This is a genomic window from Nostoc sp. XA010 (assembly GCF_020829625.1).
Lineage (GTDB): Bacteria > Cyanobacteriota > Cyanobacteriia > Cyanobacteriales > Nostocaceae > Nostoc.
Map to the genome: position 1 here is coordinate 117,905 of NZ_JAIVFX010000013.1, position 16,635 is coordinate 134,539.

Here is a 16,635-nt window from a genome sequence, read left to right on the forward strand (position 1 = left end):
TACCACTACCTACAATGACTTCAAACAAGCAACCTTTTGAATTGCCGAGTTTTTATGTGCCTTGGCCGGCACGGCTGAACCCAAACCTGGAAGCGGCACGGGTACATTCTAAAGCCTGGGCTTATGAAATGGGGATTTTGGGTGGGGTAGAGGGTTCAGAAGACTATGGGATTTGGGATGAGCGCAAGTTTGATGCTCATGACTATGCATTATTGTGTTCTTATACCCATCCAGATGCCGATGAACCCATGCTCAATCTGGTAACTGACTGGTATGTTTGGGTATTTTTCTTCGACGATCACTTCCTTGAGCTTTACAAGCGTAGCCAAGATATGGCTGGGGCTAAGAAGTACCTTGATGGACTGCCAGCGTTTATGCCTGTGCAGCCCCAAGAAACGCCCCCAGAACCCACCAATGCCGTAGAGCGGGGTCTAGTAGACCTCTGGAATCGCACCATCCCCAATGCCTCCCAAGATTGGGTAATCCGGTTTTCTGAGAGTACCATCAATCTTCTCAAAGAATCTCAGTGGGAACTCGCCAATATCAGCCAAAATCGAGTTGCTAACCCGATTGAGTACATTGAGATGCGCCGTAAGGTGGGGGGAGCGCCCTGGTCAGCTAACCTAGTGGAACACGCGGTTGGGGCAGATATTCCGGCGGCGATCGCCCCGACTCGACCAATGCGTGTCCTCAAAGACACCTTTTCTGATGGGGTACATCTGCGAAATGACATCTTCTCTTACCAAAGAGAAGTGGAAGAAGAAGGGGAAAATGCTAACTGTATCTTGGTTTTAGAACGATTCCTGGATGTCACTACCCAAGAGGCGGCCAATCTCACTAACGACTTACTAACCTCTCGGGTGCAACAGTTCGAGAACACCTTTGTCACAGAGCTGCCTTCCTTGTTCGAGGAATATAGTCTGACTCCCGATGAGCGTCTGAAAGTCGTCCTATATGCCAAAGGACTTCAGGACTGGCAGTCGGGGGGTCATGAGTGGCATACGAGATCAAGCCGCTACATGAACCAGACATCAGACAAATCTTCGACAGCAAGCTGGTTTTTAGGCGGCCCCACTGGACTAGGCACATCGGCGGCCCGTCTGGGAGCTTTATCCGATAGTTTGGGACTGAAACGGTTCAAAAGCTTCACTCATGTCCTCTATCAGCCTGTAGGGCCAGTAACTCTGCCACAGTTTTATATGCCCTTCTCCACCAGTTTGAATCCCCATCTAGGAGAGGCTCGGCGGCATTCTAAGGAATGGGCGCGTCAAATGGGGATGTTGGATGTACTGCCAGGGATGCCCAGCATTTACATCTGGGATGACCACAAATTCGATGTGGCCGACGTAGCTTTATGCGGTGCCTATATTCATCCCAATGGATCTAGTCCTGAGTTGAATATCACAGCTTGTTGGCTGGTTTGGGGAACATACGCTGATGACTACTTCCCAGCACTGTACGGCTATAACCGAAATATGGCAGGAGCAAAAGTTTTCAACGCTCGGTTATCATCCTTTATGCCCCTTGATGGGAGTCCTATTCCCCTACCAACAAACCCAGTTGAACGGGGTTTAGCGGATATTTGGGCGCGGACGGCTGGGCCAATGACAGCTAATGCTCGCCGCCAGTTCCGCCGAGCGATCGAGGATATGACAGAAAGTTGGTTATGGGAACTGGCGAACCAGATCCAAAATCGCATTCCCGACCCCATAGACTATGTGGAAATGCGCCGTAAGACTTTTGGTTCTGACCTAACCATGAGCTTATCTCGACTTTCTCAAGGGGACGAGATCCCATCAGAGATATTCCGCACCCGAACCATGCAGAATATCGAGAATTCAGCCGCCGATTTCGCCTGTTTGACGAACGATATTTTTTCTTACCAGAAGGAAATCGAATTTGAGGGCGAGATTAATAACGGTGTACTGGCGGTTCAAAATTTCCTTAACTGCAATATCCCCCAGTCCGTCGCCATTGTTAACGACCTGATGACCTCTCGTGCCCTTCAGTTTGAACATATCGTTGCGACTGAACTCCCTATCTTGTGTGACGATTTCAACCTGGATACCAGTGCTCGTAAGAAACTGTACGGTTACGTCAAGAAACTGGAACAGTGGATGTGCGGCGTACTCAAATGGCATAGGGCAGTAGACCGCTATAAAGAATTTGAATTGCGGAATAACTCGACAGAACAGCGTTTACTCCAAGGCCCTACAGGATTAGGCACTGCCGCGACTCAGATTAGACCAAGTGTTGGTCAGAAAACAACTCAAACCAATGTTGGGCCAATAGTGCAGAACGTACTGAGTAGTCCGACAGGGTTAGGCACTTCAGCGATCAAAATCGGAACGTTGTTAGGAAGGAAAGGTTAGCTCAATCTGAGTCCCTATTCCGGTTAATCAAATAACTTGTCAACAAATATTACCAATGGAGATTCATCATGACTAATACAGCAAACACTCCCCTAGAAAATCTAATTGAGCAACTGCCAACGGCTTTGCAGACCGAAGCGGCGCGGAAGTTGGCAGGCACCACTAAAACCCAACCCCAGATGCAGGGAATTACCTCACGGTGGCTTTTAAAACTACTGCCTTGGGTAGAAACCGTAGGGGGTAGCTATCAGGTCAACCGCCGCTTAACCTATGAAGTTGGGGATGGACGAGTCAGTTTTAGTAATACAGGGGCCCTGATACAGGTCATTCCGCAAGAACTCACTGAGTTACCTTTATTCCGGGGATTTGAAGATTTTGAGGTGTTAAACACCTTAGCTAGTCAATTTCTACAACAAGAATTTGCTGCGGGTGATGTGATCATCCAAGAAGGTCAACCAGCGGATAGAGTATTGCTAATTGCTCATGGTAAAGTCAACAAAATTGGCGCAGGCAAGTATGACGATCGCGTTGTTTTGAGTGTATTAGCCGATGGCGATCATTTTGGCGACTACGCTTTAGTAGAAGGCCAGGATACTTGGGATGTGACTCTCACAGCCATTACCCGTTGTACCATCTTGTCTCTGCCTCAAGCAGCTTTTCAAAACCTGGTTAACCAGTCTGAAGCTTTACAAACGCAAGTGGATCAATTCAGGGAAAAATTGCGCCAACCCCAAAACCAATACGGGGAAGCCTCGATTGATATTACCTCCGGCCACCTTGCAGAGGCAGTACTACCTGGGACTTTTGCAGATTATGAACTCAATGCACGAGAATATGAGTTAAGTGTCGCTCAAACCGTTTTGCAAATCAATACGCGGGTTGCTGACCTCTACAACGAACCCATGAATCAGACTGAGGAACAATTGCGCCTCACTATTGAAGCATTACGGGAACGCCAAGAACACGAAATGGTTAACAATCGTGACTTCGGACTGTTACACAATGCCGATCTCAAACAACGCATCTTTACCCGCAGTGGCCCTCCAACTCCTGACGATCTCGATGAATTGATCTCCATTGTTTGGAAAGAACCGAGCTTTTTCTTAGCTCATCCCCGCACCATTGCCGCGTTTGGTCGGCAATGCAACGCCCTTGGACTTTATCCCAACCCTATCCCTACGGGTAACAGTGCAATTCCGTCTTGGCGTGGTATTCCCATCTATCCTTGCAACAAAATTCCCGTTACGAAAGAGCGTACTAGCTCGATCCTGTTAATGCGTGTGGGAGCAAGCAACCAGGGTGTCATTGGTCTGCATAAAACTGGCATTCCTGATGAATATCAGCCTAGTTTGTCTGTCCGCTTCATGGGTATTAACGAAAAGGCCGTTATTTCTTACCTCGTTAGTGCTTACTACTCTACAGCCGTTCTTGTTCCTGATGCACTAGGCATCCTTGAAGATGTAGAAATTGGTTTATAAGTACAGCTTTGCGTAAAATTATAGCGTTTTTAATGCAAGGGGACGCATTGGCATTGTTAGTCGATGCGTTGGCATTGCCAAATTTAATTCGCTACGAATTAATGAAATGCTGTACTAAGTAGTCGGACATCCTCTCCAAAGTAGGGGCGAACGTTCGTTCGCTCTTACTCTCCGATGCTTTCTCTTAGGAATGTAAATTTAGTTGCATGACATGAAACGTTAACTTTATGACAGATGCTTTGATTAGGCCTGATTTAGACCAAGAAAACAGGCAACTCCAGATGAGCTTAAGCACGAAAGGGGCGCGGAAATTAGCCACAACCACGAAAACTCCGCCCCAGATGCAAGGCATTACGCCCAGGTGGTTGTTACAGATGTTGCCTTGGGTGCAAGTTAAGGGTGGAGCCTATCGGGTTAACCGTCGCTTGACCTATGATGTCGGTAACGGACGGGTCAGCTTTACCAACACAGGGGCCCAGGTGCGGGTCATTCCCCAAGCCCTTCGTGAACTATCTTTACTGCGTGGCTTTGAGGATATTGAGGTACTCAACGCTTTAGCAGACCGCTTTGTACAACAAGAATTTGCCCCAGGTGAGGTAATTGTACAGGAAGGTCAACCAGCTAACCAGGTGTTATTAATTGCTCATGGTAAAGTTAATAAGCTGAAGGCAGGCAAATATGAGGCGGAAGCTTTACGGGATATCTTAGCTGATGGCGATTGTTTTGGTGGCGAAGCTATAGTTCTATCTCAGGAAACTTGGGAGGTTAGCCTGAAAGCTGTTACGCGCTGCATAGTTTTGTCTTTGCCAATACAGGCGTTTCGGGAGTTGATGAACCAGTCTGAAGCGTTGCAGACTCAGGTCGATCGCTTTAGAGCTATATTGAGCAAACCCCAGGATCGGCATAATCAAGCGGCGATCGCTATGGCCGCAGGTCATAGTCAGGAAACTGAGTTACCCAGAACATTTGTTGATTACGACTTGAAACCACGGGAATATGAGTTAAGCCTCGCTCAAACCATTTTACGGGTGAATACACGGGTTGCTGACCTCTACAACGAACCTATGAACCAGACGGAGCAACAATTACGGCTGACTATCGAAGCGTTGCGAGAACGGCAAGAATACGAAATGCTGAATAATCGTGATTTTGGATTGTTGCACAATGCCGATCTCAAGCAACGCATCTTTACCCGCACTGGGCCACCGACTCCAGATGATTTTGATGAATTGCTCTCTCGGCGGCGCAAATCCCATTTTTTCCTAGCTCACCCTCGCGCGATCGCTGCTTTTAGCCGGGAGTGTAACCGTCGTGGAATCTATTCCCCAAGCACGGAGGTCAATGGAAAGATTGTACCTGCATGGCGCAACTATCCGATTTTTCCTTGTAACAAAATTCCGATTACCAAGGAGGGTACTAGCTCTATTTTGATATTCCGGACTGGAGAAGAAAACCAAGGGGTGATAGGTTTACACAAAACGGGTATCCCTGATGAATACCAACCCAGTTTGTCTGTGCGGTTTTCGGGTATCAACGAAAAAGCGATCGTTTCTTATCTTGTCAGTGCCTACTACAGTGCAGTTATACTCATTCCCGATGCACTTGGCATCCTGGAAGATGTCGAAATTGGGCGCTGAGGGAAGAGTAAACCTGACTTTTTTTACAATGATTAAATTAAATGTCGTCGTCAAAAATTGCTGTCTTTGAAATAAGCAGAGCGTTGTTTGATAGTTCCCTCCAACCAGCTTTTGTCGATTAGGTGTAGTACTGTAATCTTAAAAATGAACAGTAAACCAAAAAGTTTTTAAGAGAAGAGCGATCGCTAAAATGTTTGTATTTTTTGATATGTAATTCTCCAACCAGCAAACACAGTATAGATTAACATTACTTATGATTAGTTGGTTAAGAGATTTTCAGTGCTAACCTGTTGGAATATAAATGCTTTCAACTACTTGATATTTGCGCTGTAGGGCTTGAGATAAAAAGGCTAATATCTGTTTAAGTGTAAAAAGTGTGCGATAAATTAATCGACTCCCTTTCCTTTTACGACTGATTCTAAGCCAAAGTATATTCACCCAAATATTAACTAAAAGAAAGAATATACCAACGAGACTGCTACGGCGGGGTAAATTATCGGCTACTCTGTACCACCCAGTTTTGCCGCGCAGTTATTCATGTCAGCACAAAGTATTTTGAACCTCTTCTGAGGCGCACTCCCCCACTTCGGAACAAGTGGGGGTTAGCCGAAGCCCGAATCTAATCATCTTTTCCTTGAGACTGGATATAAAATTTAATGACTTCAAGTATTGCACCACCTCCTGATACTGCACAGTTGCGATCGCACCCTGTCCACTGCTTCATGGCATCAAGAATCTAAAAACCAGCTGTTAAGCAGTTGTTAATAATTATTAAGTATCTAATTAACTTTCTTAACTGTCTTAACTTTCCTTGAATTATCATCAAGATTTTGACAACATATTAAATTGAAAAACTAATTAAAGAGAATTTTATGGCAACTCAAGAACAGGTTCAAGAACTGTTTAGACTCTTAGACTATAACCAGGATGGCAAAGTATCCATTCAAGAGCTTTATGGCGCTGAATTATTTCCCCTGGTAATGGGAATAACAGGAGGCCGCCCACCTGAGCATTTACTAGAAAATTATGATTCAGACAAAGACGGCAGTCTTACCTTAGAAGAGTTCAAGAAAGTAGTTGAAGGAGCTGCAACTAAATAACCCTCTTGTGTCACTTTAGTAGAAGCCAATCGCTGTAAGCTTTCTGGAGCTTTAATTTCTGGGTTTTGGCTATAAATTCTAGTTTCTGTTAGTAAATAAAGTCTCAAAACTTGATTCAATCAAAGGTTGAGAATTTCGCTTCGATTAGTGTTTTCCAAAAGTGACATAACAGGGATAATAACTAAATAAGGGTATCGATACCTTTCACCCTTATACCCTGTATGGTGTGAGGGTTATTTCCATATCAAAGTTGCAAAATAAAAAATCATTCTCAATATTTATGCGAAAGGTTTATTGAGAAATTGGCTGATTACAAATAGAGCGATCACTCTTTTCTAAAGCTATATTAGTTTTCAAATAGTCTTTAATTGTACTGCAACCATAAGTTAGTACATCTAGATTGAGAATGCGCTGCAAGTCCGAAATAATCAGTGTGTTGTCATCACCCCCCGAAACTAAAATAGTTCCATCGCGGCTGATGGCAATTTTCCTAACCGCTGCGGTATGTCCTTTCAGGGTCGTTAGTTCAGTACCATCAAGTTTCCAAAGCTTGACAGTACCATCTACACTCCCAGAAGCAAGTATTTTGTTGTCGGGACTGAATGCCACACCCCATATTGCTCCTGTGTGACCAATGAATGTTTTAAGCAATTTGCCGTCAACTGTCCACAACTTAACGGTATTGTCACCGCTTCCAGAAGCCACCATCTTACCGTCAGGACTAAAGGCAACTATCCATACTGTCGCCGAATGTCCAACAAGGGTTCTCAGCAATTTGCCTTCCAGCGTCCACAGCTTAATAGTACCATCGCCACTGGCTGAGGCAACCAGGCGGCTGTCGGGACTAAATGCAACTTGCCATACTTCGGCAAGATGTCCTTTAAGAATTTGTGGTGCAGAGCGACCTGTGTGCCATATCTGAACATTATTGTTAACAGCAGCTATGGCGATCGCTTGACCATCGGGACTCAATACTGCTGCTGTCATTTTGCTATAAGGATTTTTGTAACTAGCAGTTAATGTCCCATCTAGCTGCTTGAGTTTTATCGTATCGTTGTAAGCGGGAAGAGCAATTAACTTGTTATCTTCACTAAAAGAAACCTGGAAGACTATGCTTTCTTCAGTCAAAGTTTTGAGCAATTTGCCCCCAGGACTCCAAAATTTAACAGTGTTTTCGTGGCTAGCTGTGGCGATGGTGGAACTGTCAGAGGCGATCGCTATTGACCAAATCCCTGCATTATGAGCTATTACACTCTTTTGGAATGGATTTTCACTCTGCCAAAGTCTGACAACGTTTTCTGCACCCGCCGAAGCTATAAAGTTACCGTCAGGACTGAAAGTAACTCCCCAAATAGATGCACTATGTCCTCTGAGCGTTCTGCGTTCTGTACCATCAATGTCCCAAAGTTTAATCGTTTTGTCGAGGCTGGCAGAGGCAATAGTCTGACCATCGGCACTAAACGCTACTCCCGAAACTCCTGCACTATGACCTTTAAGAGTTCTAACAAGCCGATAACTGCCATCTGTGCTGTCTCGCTGCCAAAGTTTGACAGTTTTGTCTTCACTTGCTGAAGCAATGGTCTGACTATCAGGACTGAAAGCTACGCCGACAACCCAAGCTGTGTGGCCTTCGAGAGGTTTTAGGGATTTGGCGTTCTGCCAGCCTGATGTATTTCGTCTCAAGAGTTTTACTGTGCCGTCTAGATTTGCAGCTGCGATGGTTTGATTATCAGGACTAAAAGCTACTCCCCAAAACCCAGTTTTATAACCTTGAAACGTTTTCAGCAAAGTACCATCTAGCTTCCATACTTTCACCGTCTTGTCCCAACCAGCAGAGGCGATGGTTTGATTATCAGGACTAAAAGCTACTCCCCAGACTGAAGCGCGACCAATGAATGTTCTAGAAATGTGCCATGATGCGTTTTTGGCATCTTGCTGCCACAGTTTAATAGTACCATCCTCACTTGCCGAGGCAAGTATCCGACCGTCAGGACTAAAATCGACTGCTCTGACTGCTCCCTGATGACCTTTGAGAGTTGCAACTGCTGTACCATCACGTCGCCAAAGTTTGATTGTTTTATCCATACTGGCTGAAGCAATTAAAGAATTATCAGGACTGACATCTACTGCCATAACACTTGCTGTATGACCAGAAAGACGATTGTATTCATCTGCGCCATAAACTGATTGTTGCAGTGCATTTTCAACCAGAGTTGCAAGATTTGTGTTTGCTATTCCTAGCTTTTGCAGTTTGTCTTTGGCTTTGATTGCTTCTACAAGTGCATCCAATCTGCGATTTGAGACAAACAATCCAACAGAAGAAGATACAAGCGCTCGAATTTCGCTGTCTTTAGCTTGAGTTTCACTTTTGCGAGTTTGGTGATACAAAATAAAAGTTCCTATTCCCAAACTACTAGAAACGAGCAACCCAATAGTTACTGCAACTAGTAGATATCTCTGAAATAAAGCCGTTCTTTTCTCTTGTGTTAGTCGTGCTTCTATTGCTTTTGCCGTTTTTTTCTCTTGTTCGAGTCGTGCTTCTACTTCTTTTGCTGTTTTTTTCTCTTGTTCGAGTCGTGCTTCTACCTCTAGTACCCGTGCTGCCTCCAATGCCATTTGTACTTCACGCCTATCGCATTCAACACTTGCAGCTAAAAATTGATAATCTAAATCGCTCAGATTCTTGCCTTTTGCCCAATTTTGAGTATCTTTTAAAGCTTGTCCTCGCAACAGACGTGATTCATCTTTGTAACCCGATGCTACCCAAGCGTTAAATGTTTGCGAGTAGGGACGGAGATTATCTAGTTGTCTCAACACCCATTGGGCATTAAAAACATTCCGATAGATAGGATTTTTAATTTTGAGATAGCCGCTGTGTCTTTCTACTAAACCGGACAATAACAGTTGTGTCTGTTCTCTACTATCATCACTTGGAACAGAATTAAGAAGCGGAGGGGAAAACTCTTCTTCCACGCTCCCAGGCTCAAGATTTTCTTCTGCTTGCAATACCTGTTGATAAATACCCAACAACCGCCCTGCCTGTTGTTCGTCGAATAAGAGGCGATCTCGAATAGTACGCAAATGTTCAGGTTCATCTTGTGACTGCCAATTTTGAATAATACGTGTTTTTACTAATTGCTCTACCCACAATGCTTCTGTACCTGGAGGTAGGGTAATCTTCCCTGTAGTACTTTCAAAGGCAACTTCAGTAATTAAGTCACAGAGCTTTTGTGTCAGAAAGGGTTGTCCGCCTGTCCAATAAATAACCTCTCGTAATATTGCTTGTGGTTGACTGATTACTTCTTCTAATCCTGAAAGCAAAGGCGTGGCTTCATGCAGCCTAAAGCCCTGTAGCCCAATTGCTTTACCAAGGTTAAAGGGCGTGCGGCGTTTATCAGCAATCAAGTCGGAGGGACTAGCTACACCAAATAGTGCAAATCCCAAACGTTCAAAGCTTAGGTTATGTGGTCGTAGATTATAGCACTGACGAATCCAAGCAAAAAAATCGTTGATTGGGAAATTTAAACTCAGCAAGCTATCAATCTCATCAATAAAGATGAAAATGCGTTTGGCTTTGCCGTCTTGTAGAGAATCACTTTTGAGATTTGGTAGTAATATATCTTCAACAAATAGCTGTAGTTTTTGCACCGAGGAAATGCCTGCTTGCATTTCCCACCAATGCTGAAAGTCAATTTGTGACGCTAATTTTAAGCTATAGAATAAGCTGATAATAATGCCTTTGTACCATTGATCTGGTGTAGTATCTTCAATACCCAAGCGAGTCATATCTAAATAAACACAGCTATGCCCTTCTGACTTAAGACGATAACTTGTGCGTTGTAGTAACGATGACTTACCCATCTGACGAGAGTTGAAGACATAACAGAAATTGCCAGCTTTCAAGCTGGCATAGAGTTGTTCATCTGCGTGACGGGTAACGTATGTGGGGTCGTCACTGCGGAGACTACCCCCTACTTGATATCTCATATCTAAGTGTCATTATCAAATAAAAATATTAACATAATAATTAGTGATTTGTAGATAAATTATTGAAAATAAATATTGTAAATTTTACATCACAGCTTTATGTAATAATTCAGTTTATTTGATGAAAGTAGTCAAAGCATAAATCTTTACTATTTTTAGTATTTCCAAGCTCTAAGCGTGGAGTAAAGAGTTTATCAGAAGCTGTTCATGAGCGATCACCCACTATGGATGAAAGAAACCATTCTGTTTTCTTCGGAGAGAGATAATAAGTGCATTGTAGAAAAATACCTGAAAATAGCTAGTATCAATTCTTAGAAAAACCGCAAATTTCAATTTCTTCTTGACTAAAAGTATCCTTCAATATCTTGCGGAGAACACGCTGAATATGAAGATGTTTTCCCGGCTTGACTTTTGTCAGCGTCAGCAGTAGTAGATTATTTTCACCAAAGTTTTCTAGCCCAGCTACGCGGGTAGGTTCTAGAACATCCTCTTCATCCGCTTTTAACTGCTGTCCTACTTTCTCAACCACCCTATATACATGATCTAAATTGGAGTTATATGAAACGCTAACTTCCACCCTTGCATATATATATTGCTTAGAGTAATTAATAATTGATCCAATATCGCCATTCCGAACAATCTGTAATTGTCCATCAGGATGGCGGACGTGAGTAGTTCTTAGTTCAATTGCCTCTACAATTCCCTCAATATTTCTCTCTTCTACTTTTCCAACTTCAACATAATCACCTACCAAGTAATAGTTCTCAAACAAAATCAAAAATCCACAAACAACATCATTGATTAGGTTTTGCGCTCCAAGACCAACTGCTATACCTACAATTCCTGCACCTGCTAAGATAGGCGCAGGATCAATGCCAATCAGTTTGAGTATAGTTACTGCGGCTGTAAAGTAAACGAAATATTTGGCAAAACTCCGTATTAAGGGAATCAGCGTCAGCCGTTTCTGTTGCTGTGAATCATCTAACTCTGTAGTTTTTAAGTAGAACTCATCCAAGATAAAGTAAACGACTTCAATCAAAACATTGCTAATAAAATAAACCCCAATAATCTGCACAATTCTAGGGGTATAAGCACTTATCCAAGCGATAGGTTCTATTTCTGGAACAACAAGATTTACTATGCCAACATAGAGGACGTATTCCAAACACTTTTTGAAGAAGGGAATTAAGTGGCGTAAACGCTCATATAAACGTAGTAGATCGTTAGAACTAGAGTATTTAAGGCTCAGTGCATCGAGAGTATCAACAATAGTAGCAACAGCTTTAATAATGAGTAAACCAAGTGAGATAGTAATGTATATTTTTAAAGCAATGTAAAGATATTTAGTAACAACTGTCGGTAGGTAAAGAAAATTCGCACATAAAATAGCAGAATATATCCATGTACTATAAATAATAATTCTTTTTAAGACTCTAAAAAAAGCTTCGACACTATCATCATTAGCCTTAATTTGATCGGCTTTCTTAGTGTATTCACAAACCCAGTCTATACCTCGACTTAATGGTGAGATGCTAAATTTAACTAGTATTAGCAAACTCACAGTTTTCAAGCTGGCGGTGAAGAGATTGCCCCAGAATTGAGTTGGAAGGCTACGAATTAGGTTAAGTTGAAGTTCCTGAATGTTTCCACCTCGATAAATCACAATCCCATTCACGCCAACCAGCACCAAACACATAATCACACAAATTAAAATTAAAATTTTGCTGATGCTGCGGCGTAGAAAAGTGATATTTGTAGCTCTTCCTTGAAGCCAGGTAAGTTTAGTAAACTGCTTGAATATGATATAAATCAGCCAATTCAATAGAGAAAAAAGTACTATTAAAAATATAACTTCACCTAGTATAATTAATATGTTATTCATTTTGTAAATATCAGTTGGTTGATTTATTAAATTTGAGCAGGGAACTACTGTAAAAGTACTTGAAAGTTGCCTCTATCTATGTGCATGGATGTAGTCTACAAAGTAAAATTTTGGACGAAGCCAGAATCTCAGCCAAGCGTAAGCTCCTAGACCTAGTAGTGCGATCGCAATTAAGGGTAAACCCAGAGTCAGTTGCAATCTATCGGGAAGGAGAGCAACAGTGCAAACAGTAATCACAAAGTAGATTAAAAGCACTGCTTGCAAGCGTTGCACAACCAAAAGTGCTTCTCGACAGCTACGACAATGTTGGGTGTGTTGTTTGTAGCGATCGAGCATTTGTTGGCGATCGCTATTAATATTCCGTGTCGGTGGAACTTCGATCCCAACTTCGCTCCAGGGTAGTTGTCCGTGACAGTAGCGATCAAACCAATTCCTAAACTCAATAACTAAACGATCTGCACTTGTAGGTAGTTGATAGGCAGTTCTCCAACTGTGAGTAAAATTTCTTTGTTGGAGAAAATACTCTTGTTGCTGTAGAAGAACCATATCTCCATCAATAACCAGATTGCGATCTTTGATGTGTTCCCACCAACGGGGTTGGAGACGAAAGAGTGTTGTGGCAAAGTTACGGGCAAATAAAATAATAATTCTAGACTTACCTGGAGCTACAGGTATACAGTAGCTAACGAATCCAAACTGTTTGCTGCTATCACTAAAACTGAAAGTATACTCCAAGCGACAAGGTGGTTCAAAAATAATTTTTCTTTGAACACGTCCAAATGTTGTCACTTCAATCAAATCGGCTGTTGATTGCTCAATTTTAAACTCAATCGGTCTTGCTTTTTTGCGATCGCCCTGCACGCCGTGATGAGAAAAAGGAACATGACTCGGATCTGCCACATTCTCTATAAGAGTTTGCCAGTCATACTCTAAATCTCGGACAAAAGAAGACCAAACAAAGCCTTTGCTTGCATCTATTTTGGGTGACAAAGGTAAGGGTGTATTAGCAGCTTGTTCATTTGATTTGGCATCTGGCCAAACCCAAAGTAAATCCTGTTGCTGACGAACTGGTAGAGCCTTAGCACACAAATTTTCTTTATGCTTGCTCACAAGTTCGGGATTTTCCGCTTGGGGAATATGAGTACAAATTCCTTGTTTGTCAAATTGCCAACCATGATAGCTACACATTAAATTCCCTGTTTCGTCATCAATGCGCCCCTCACTTAAGGGTGCAAGGCGGTGGGGACATTGATCTAAAAACACTTGGAAAGTTTCAGATGATTTGGGTTTCCAGATCACTAAACGCAACCCCAAAAGTGTTACTGGTGTTGGTTTTTTGGGATCTAAGTCTTCAATTGGTGAAAGAGGATACCAATGTTGAAAAAAATTGAATTCTGGTTTCATTTGACCAAAATAAGAGTGTCAGAAATTCTTTGGGGAGAGGTGAATCGAACTCAGGTTCAATAACGTTTTTAAGAAAGTTGGAAGCTGTAGTTTTTACCGTAATCGCTATCGTAACAACGACTGTTATTGTTTCCCGAAGCGTCATAGGGATCGTATCCATAATTTTCAAACCAAATATTAACCTTCCGAGCATTTGCGGGAATATCAATTTCTACAGGTGAAAGGTAATTGTTTTGTCCTTGCCTGAGTGATGTATATTGAACTTGACTGTTATCGTCAAATTGAACTCCAACATCGATTTGCCAACTTGGTGAACCTCTATAACTTGTGCGAAAGCAAGTTAAGCGGCTTTCGTCATAATTGATTGTAAATTTACCACCTGGAGTTAATTCACCTGTGAGATTTTCTTGCCAATCTGGAGTGAAATTAATTGTAGTTTTCATGATTGAATGTTGTGTAATTTTGTATATTTGTTTGATGAAGGTTTATGGCATTTTGAGCAATTGAAGCATTAAAAAACTATAAAAACGCCCAAATAGCCTGAAAAAAGGCGACTCAAAGCAGATAGCAACGGTAGCTGATATTTATCAAACTGTTTAGGTATGGAACCGAGATGCGACCAAAAACCTGCAAGATGACCTAAAAAGGCTTGATTTTACGTTGTAAATAACGAACGGCTTAATACCATCTGCAAACCAATGTGGAGGTCAAAACAAGGTTTCACAATCTTTGCAAGAATGTTAGTCCGTGATGTGTAAGGTTAAGGGAACTGTGCCCACTCGATCGCTACGATTTATGGATCTAACTATTGGCAATCGGATGGTGCTGGCTCGTTGGCAAATCGGCTGGCAATCCAAGTAGTAAAGTCAGACTCCGCCGCCTTTAACAAACCACGGTGATCGATTTGAGGATATTTTATGTATGAGACTCGACTGGAAGATTTACAAGCCTCGCTCACGTACAGGTCGGTAGAAGCCTGAGGCACTATATTATCAGCCGTTCCTTGCATCACCAGCACGGGAGCCTGGGAGACCTTTTTTCCAGGGGCATTTTCAGTGAATCTAGCCGCCCACGCCGCAGGATTGGTGTTCGTCTTAAACAGCACTGGCAGCCCACCAGCAGCATCCCCGCTGATCGCTAACTGCTGGATGCCCTGCCGAGAAGCGGCCTTAGCTGCCTCGATGCCGATGTCAGTTAATAGGTCGCTCAGTTGCAAATCAGGATATGCCCAGGTATAAGCCCTGACGAGGAGAATGTTGCGCCCCGTTCGCGGGCCGCCAGTCGATTGTTTGGAAATTTCAGGAATTAGAAAGGTTGCTGGGTTGGCAGGGGCTAAAGCGGCTACGCCCACAATATCGAGGTCAGGAGCATAGGAGGCATTTTCACCTGCAATCAAGGTAGCCAAGCCGCCTTGAGACCAGCCCAGCACTGCCACCCGATTGCTTGCGCCTATCTGAGTCATTGTGCGAACTGCTCTAACAATATCGAGCGCATTTTGTGCTTGGCTCAGACCCACGATATATTCGTGATTCTGTCCGGCTCCTAATCCTTGATAATCGGTTGCCACAACCACGTATCCGGCTTTGAGAAAGGCTGACAGCCCAGGGATACCATAATCATTTGGCACCGTACTCTCGAACGAGGGATAGCCGACAAAATCAGAGACTGGGTTGGGAACATTAGACGGCGCACAATACCGGGCAGCGCCAACAGTACCATGCGCCCAACTGACAACGGGCAGATTAGCTCCCGGACGAGCAGATTTTGGCGCAACAATTAGCCCTGAGACCGGAACTGGTATCCCAGCCGCCGTCTGCGAACGATAGATCACGCGCCAAGCGCTAACTTCCTCAAGGGCATCCACTTTTTCAAGCTTGATAATCGAACCTGGCTCCCCAGCCACCATGTTGTCAGGTACATCGTAGAATGCGGGCAGTAAACCTGGCTGGTCAGGTGAGGTGGTTTGCAACTTCATTTTTTCCTCAGATGAAATACAACTATGATCCTCTGATGCGAGACGCTAAATCGCTGACGCTGGATAATTTGCTAGTCGCTCGACCCCAAGCCAAGCCTGGGATCGAGTCAAAAGTTCAGCGAGCCTTGCCTAACCAATACTATGGGTTGTGGGTCACGGTGTTGGAGAGTTCTAGGAGCTGGGCAACAACCTGGCTCGGCGAGCTGCTAGGTGCGAAGTCAACTGGCTCTACGAGCCTGAAGACACTGCCCTGCGGCGGAAACGATTGAAGCTTATCGTTCAACAGCCTGATCGGTTTCGTATTCAATAGCTCCAGGGGGCCACCGCCACCTGGTGGCTTTTCGATCGTTAGCGTGGCATCTATGATTAGCTCGCATCGGAAGGTTGGTGGCATCTCCTTGATCAATTCGAGCCGACTCAGCGGGGTTGTATCGATGACAGCCTGGGACAGCGTGATTCTGCCAAACGCTGAACTGTCGGCAGACTGCTCGTAGCCAATTACTCGCAGGTTGACGCCACCAAGACCAGACTTGATGTTCCCCTCTACCCTCACCGTGACACCGCCTTTGATGCTGTCCAATTTGATAGGGTTTCCCTTCACGTTCAACGGCACTTCGATCGCATACATTGAGCAGGGAATTTCTAATCCAATTGATGGAAGTAATCCTCCTAACATCATCTTGCACTTCTCCTTAAATAGTAAAAGACATTATTTTGAGTTGTAAGCGACTTGCACTTTATTTGCGCGTGGGCTTCCTACACCCCACACCCTCTAAATCAACTTGATACGGATTTTAGAG

The 16,635-nt window shown here is 43.6% G+C and carries 10 protein-coding genes; 4 read left to right on the top strand and 6 right to left on the bottom strand.

Annotation, left to right across the window (positions count from 1 at the left end; genetic code table 11):
• The first annotated feature begins 14 nt into the window (after positions 1-14).
• From LC608_RS19920 to LC608_RS19935, 4 genes are all read left to right on the top strand, one after another.
• Positions 15-2,372 carry a family 2 encapsulin nanocompartment cargo protein terpene cyclase gene (locus LC608_RS19920; RefSeq protein ID WP_229555160.1) on the top strand — a complete coding sequence of 786 codons (2,358 nt, stop codon included), beginning with the start codon at positions 15-17 and terminating at the stop codon, positions 2,370-2,372.
• Positions 2,373-2,440: 68 nt separating this feature from the next.
• Positions 2,441-3,850 carry a family 2B encapsulin nanocompartment shell protein gene (locus LC608_RS19925; RefSeq protein WP_229555161.1) on the top strand — a complete coding sequence of 470 codons (1,410 nt, stop codon included), beginning with the start codon at positions 2,441-2,443 and terminating at the stop codon, positions 3,848-3,850.
• A gap of 227 nt (positions 3,851-4,077) precedes the next feature.
• Positions 4,078-5,487 carry a family 2B encapsulin nanocompartment shell protein gene (locus LC608_RS19930; protein ID WP_229555162.1) on the top strand — a complete coding sequence of 470 codons (1,410 nt, stop codon included), beginning with the start codon at positions 4,078-4,080 and terminating at the stop codon, positions 5,485-5,487.
• Positions 5,488-6,359: 872 nt separating this feature from the next.
• Entirely contained in the window at positions 6,360-6,587 is a 228-nt protein-coding gene (locus LC608_RS19935) for an EF-hand domain-containing protein (protein WP_229555163.1), read from the top strand.
• Between the two features lie 291 nt (positions 6,588-6,878).
• Here LC608_RS19935 and LC608_RS19940 read toward each other — a convergent pair whose 3' ends face one another.
• The 6 genes from LC608_RS19940 to LC608_RS19965 form a co-directional block, all read right to left on the bottom strand.
• A complete protein-coding gene (locus tag LC608_RS19940) occupies positions 6,879-10,574 on the bottom strand; it encodes an AAA-like domain-containing protein (protein ID WP_229555164.1) in 3,696 nt (1,231 codons plus the stop codon).
• Positions 10,575-10,878: 304 nt separating this feature from the next.
• Positions 10,879-12,456: a mechanosensitive ion channel family protein gene (locus tag LC608_RS19945; protein ID WP_229555165.1), complete on the bottom strand. Its 1,578-nt coding sequence runs from the start codon at positions 12,454-12,456 to the stop codon at positions 10,879-10,881.
• 72 nt (positions 12,457-12,528) lie between these two features.
• Positions 12,529-13,860: a Rieske 2Fe-2S domain-containing protein gene (locus tag LC608_RS19950; protein WP_229555166.1), complete on the bottom strand. Its 1,332-nt coding sequence runs from the start codon at positions 13,858-13,860 to the stop codon at positions 12,529-12,531.
• A 68-nt stretch (positions 13,861-13,928) separates the two neighbouring features.
• Complete coding sequence (locus LC608_RS19955; protein ID WP_308189900.1) at positions 13,929-14,339, bottom strand: DUF6209 family protein; 411 nt, start codon at positions 14,337-14,339, stop codon at positions 13,929-13,931.
• A gap of 326 nt (positions 14,340-14,665) precedes the next feature.
• A complete protein-coding gene (locus LC608_RS19960) occupies positions 14,666-15,835 on the bottom strand; it encodes an alpha/beta fold hydrolase (RefSeq protein WP_229555168.1) in 1,170 nt (389 codons plus the stop codon).
• 272 nt (positions 15,836-16,107) lie between these two features.
• Positions 16,108-16,521, bottom strand: a complete 414-nt coding sequence (locus tag LC608_RS19965) for a hypothetical protein (RefSeq protein WP_229555169.1) — start codon at positions 16,519-16,521, stop codon at positions 16,108-16,110.
• Positions 16,522-16,635 lie beyond the last annotated feature (114 nt).

Coding starts and splice junctions, on each gene's coding strand:
- LC608_RS19920 (WP_229555160.1), top strand. CDS start 15: ATGACTTCAAACAAGCAACCTTTTGAATTGCCGAGTTTTTATGTGCCT.
- LC608_RS19925 (WP_229555161.1), top strand. CDS start 2,441: ATGACTAATACAGCAAACACTCCCCTAGAAAATCTAATTGAGCAACTG.
- LC608_RS19930 (WP_229555162.1), top strand. CDS start 4,078: ATGACAGATGCTTTGATTAGGCCTGATTTAGACCAAGAAAACAGGCAA.
- LC608_RS19935 (WP_229555163.1), top strand. CDS start 6,360: ATGGCAACTCAAGAACAGGTTCAAGAACTGTTTAGACTCTTAGACTAT.
- LC608_RS19940 (WP_229555164.1), bottom strand. CDS start 10,574: ATGAGATATCAAGTAGGGGGTAGTCTCCGCAGTGACGACCCCACATAC.
- LC608_RS19945 (WP_229555165.1), bottom strand. CDS start 12,456: ATGAATAACATATTAATTATACTAGGTGAAGTTATATTTTTAATAGTA.
- LC608_RS19950 (WP_229555166.1), bottom strand. CDS start 13,860: ATGAAACCAGAATTCAATTTTTTTCAACATTGGTATCCTCTTTCACCA.
- LC608_RS19960 (WP_229555168.1), bottom strand. CDS start 15,835: ATGAAGTTGCAAACCACCTCACCTGACCAGCCAGGTTTACTGCCCGCA.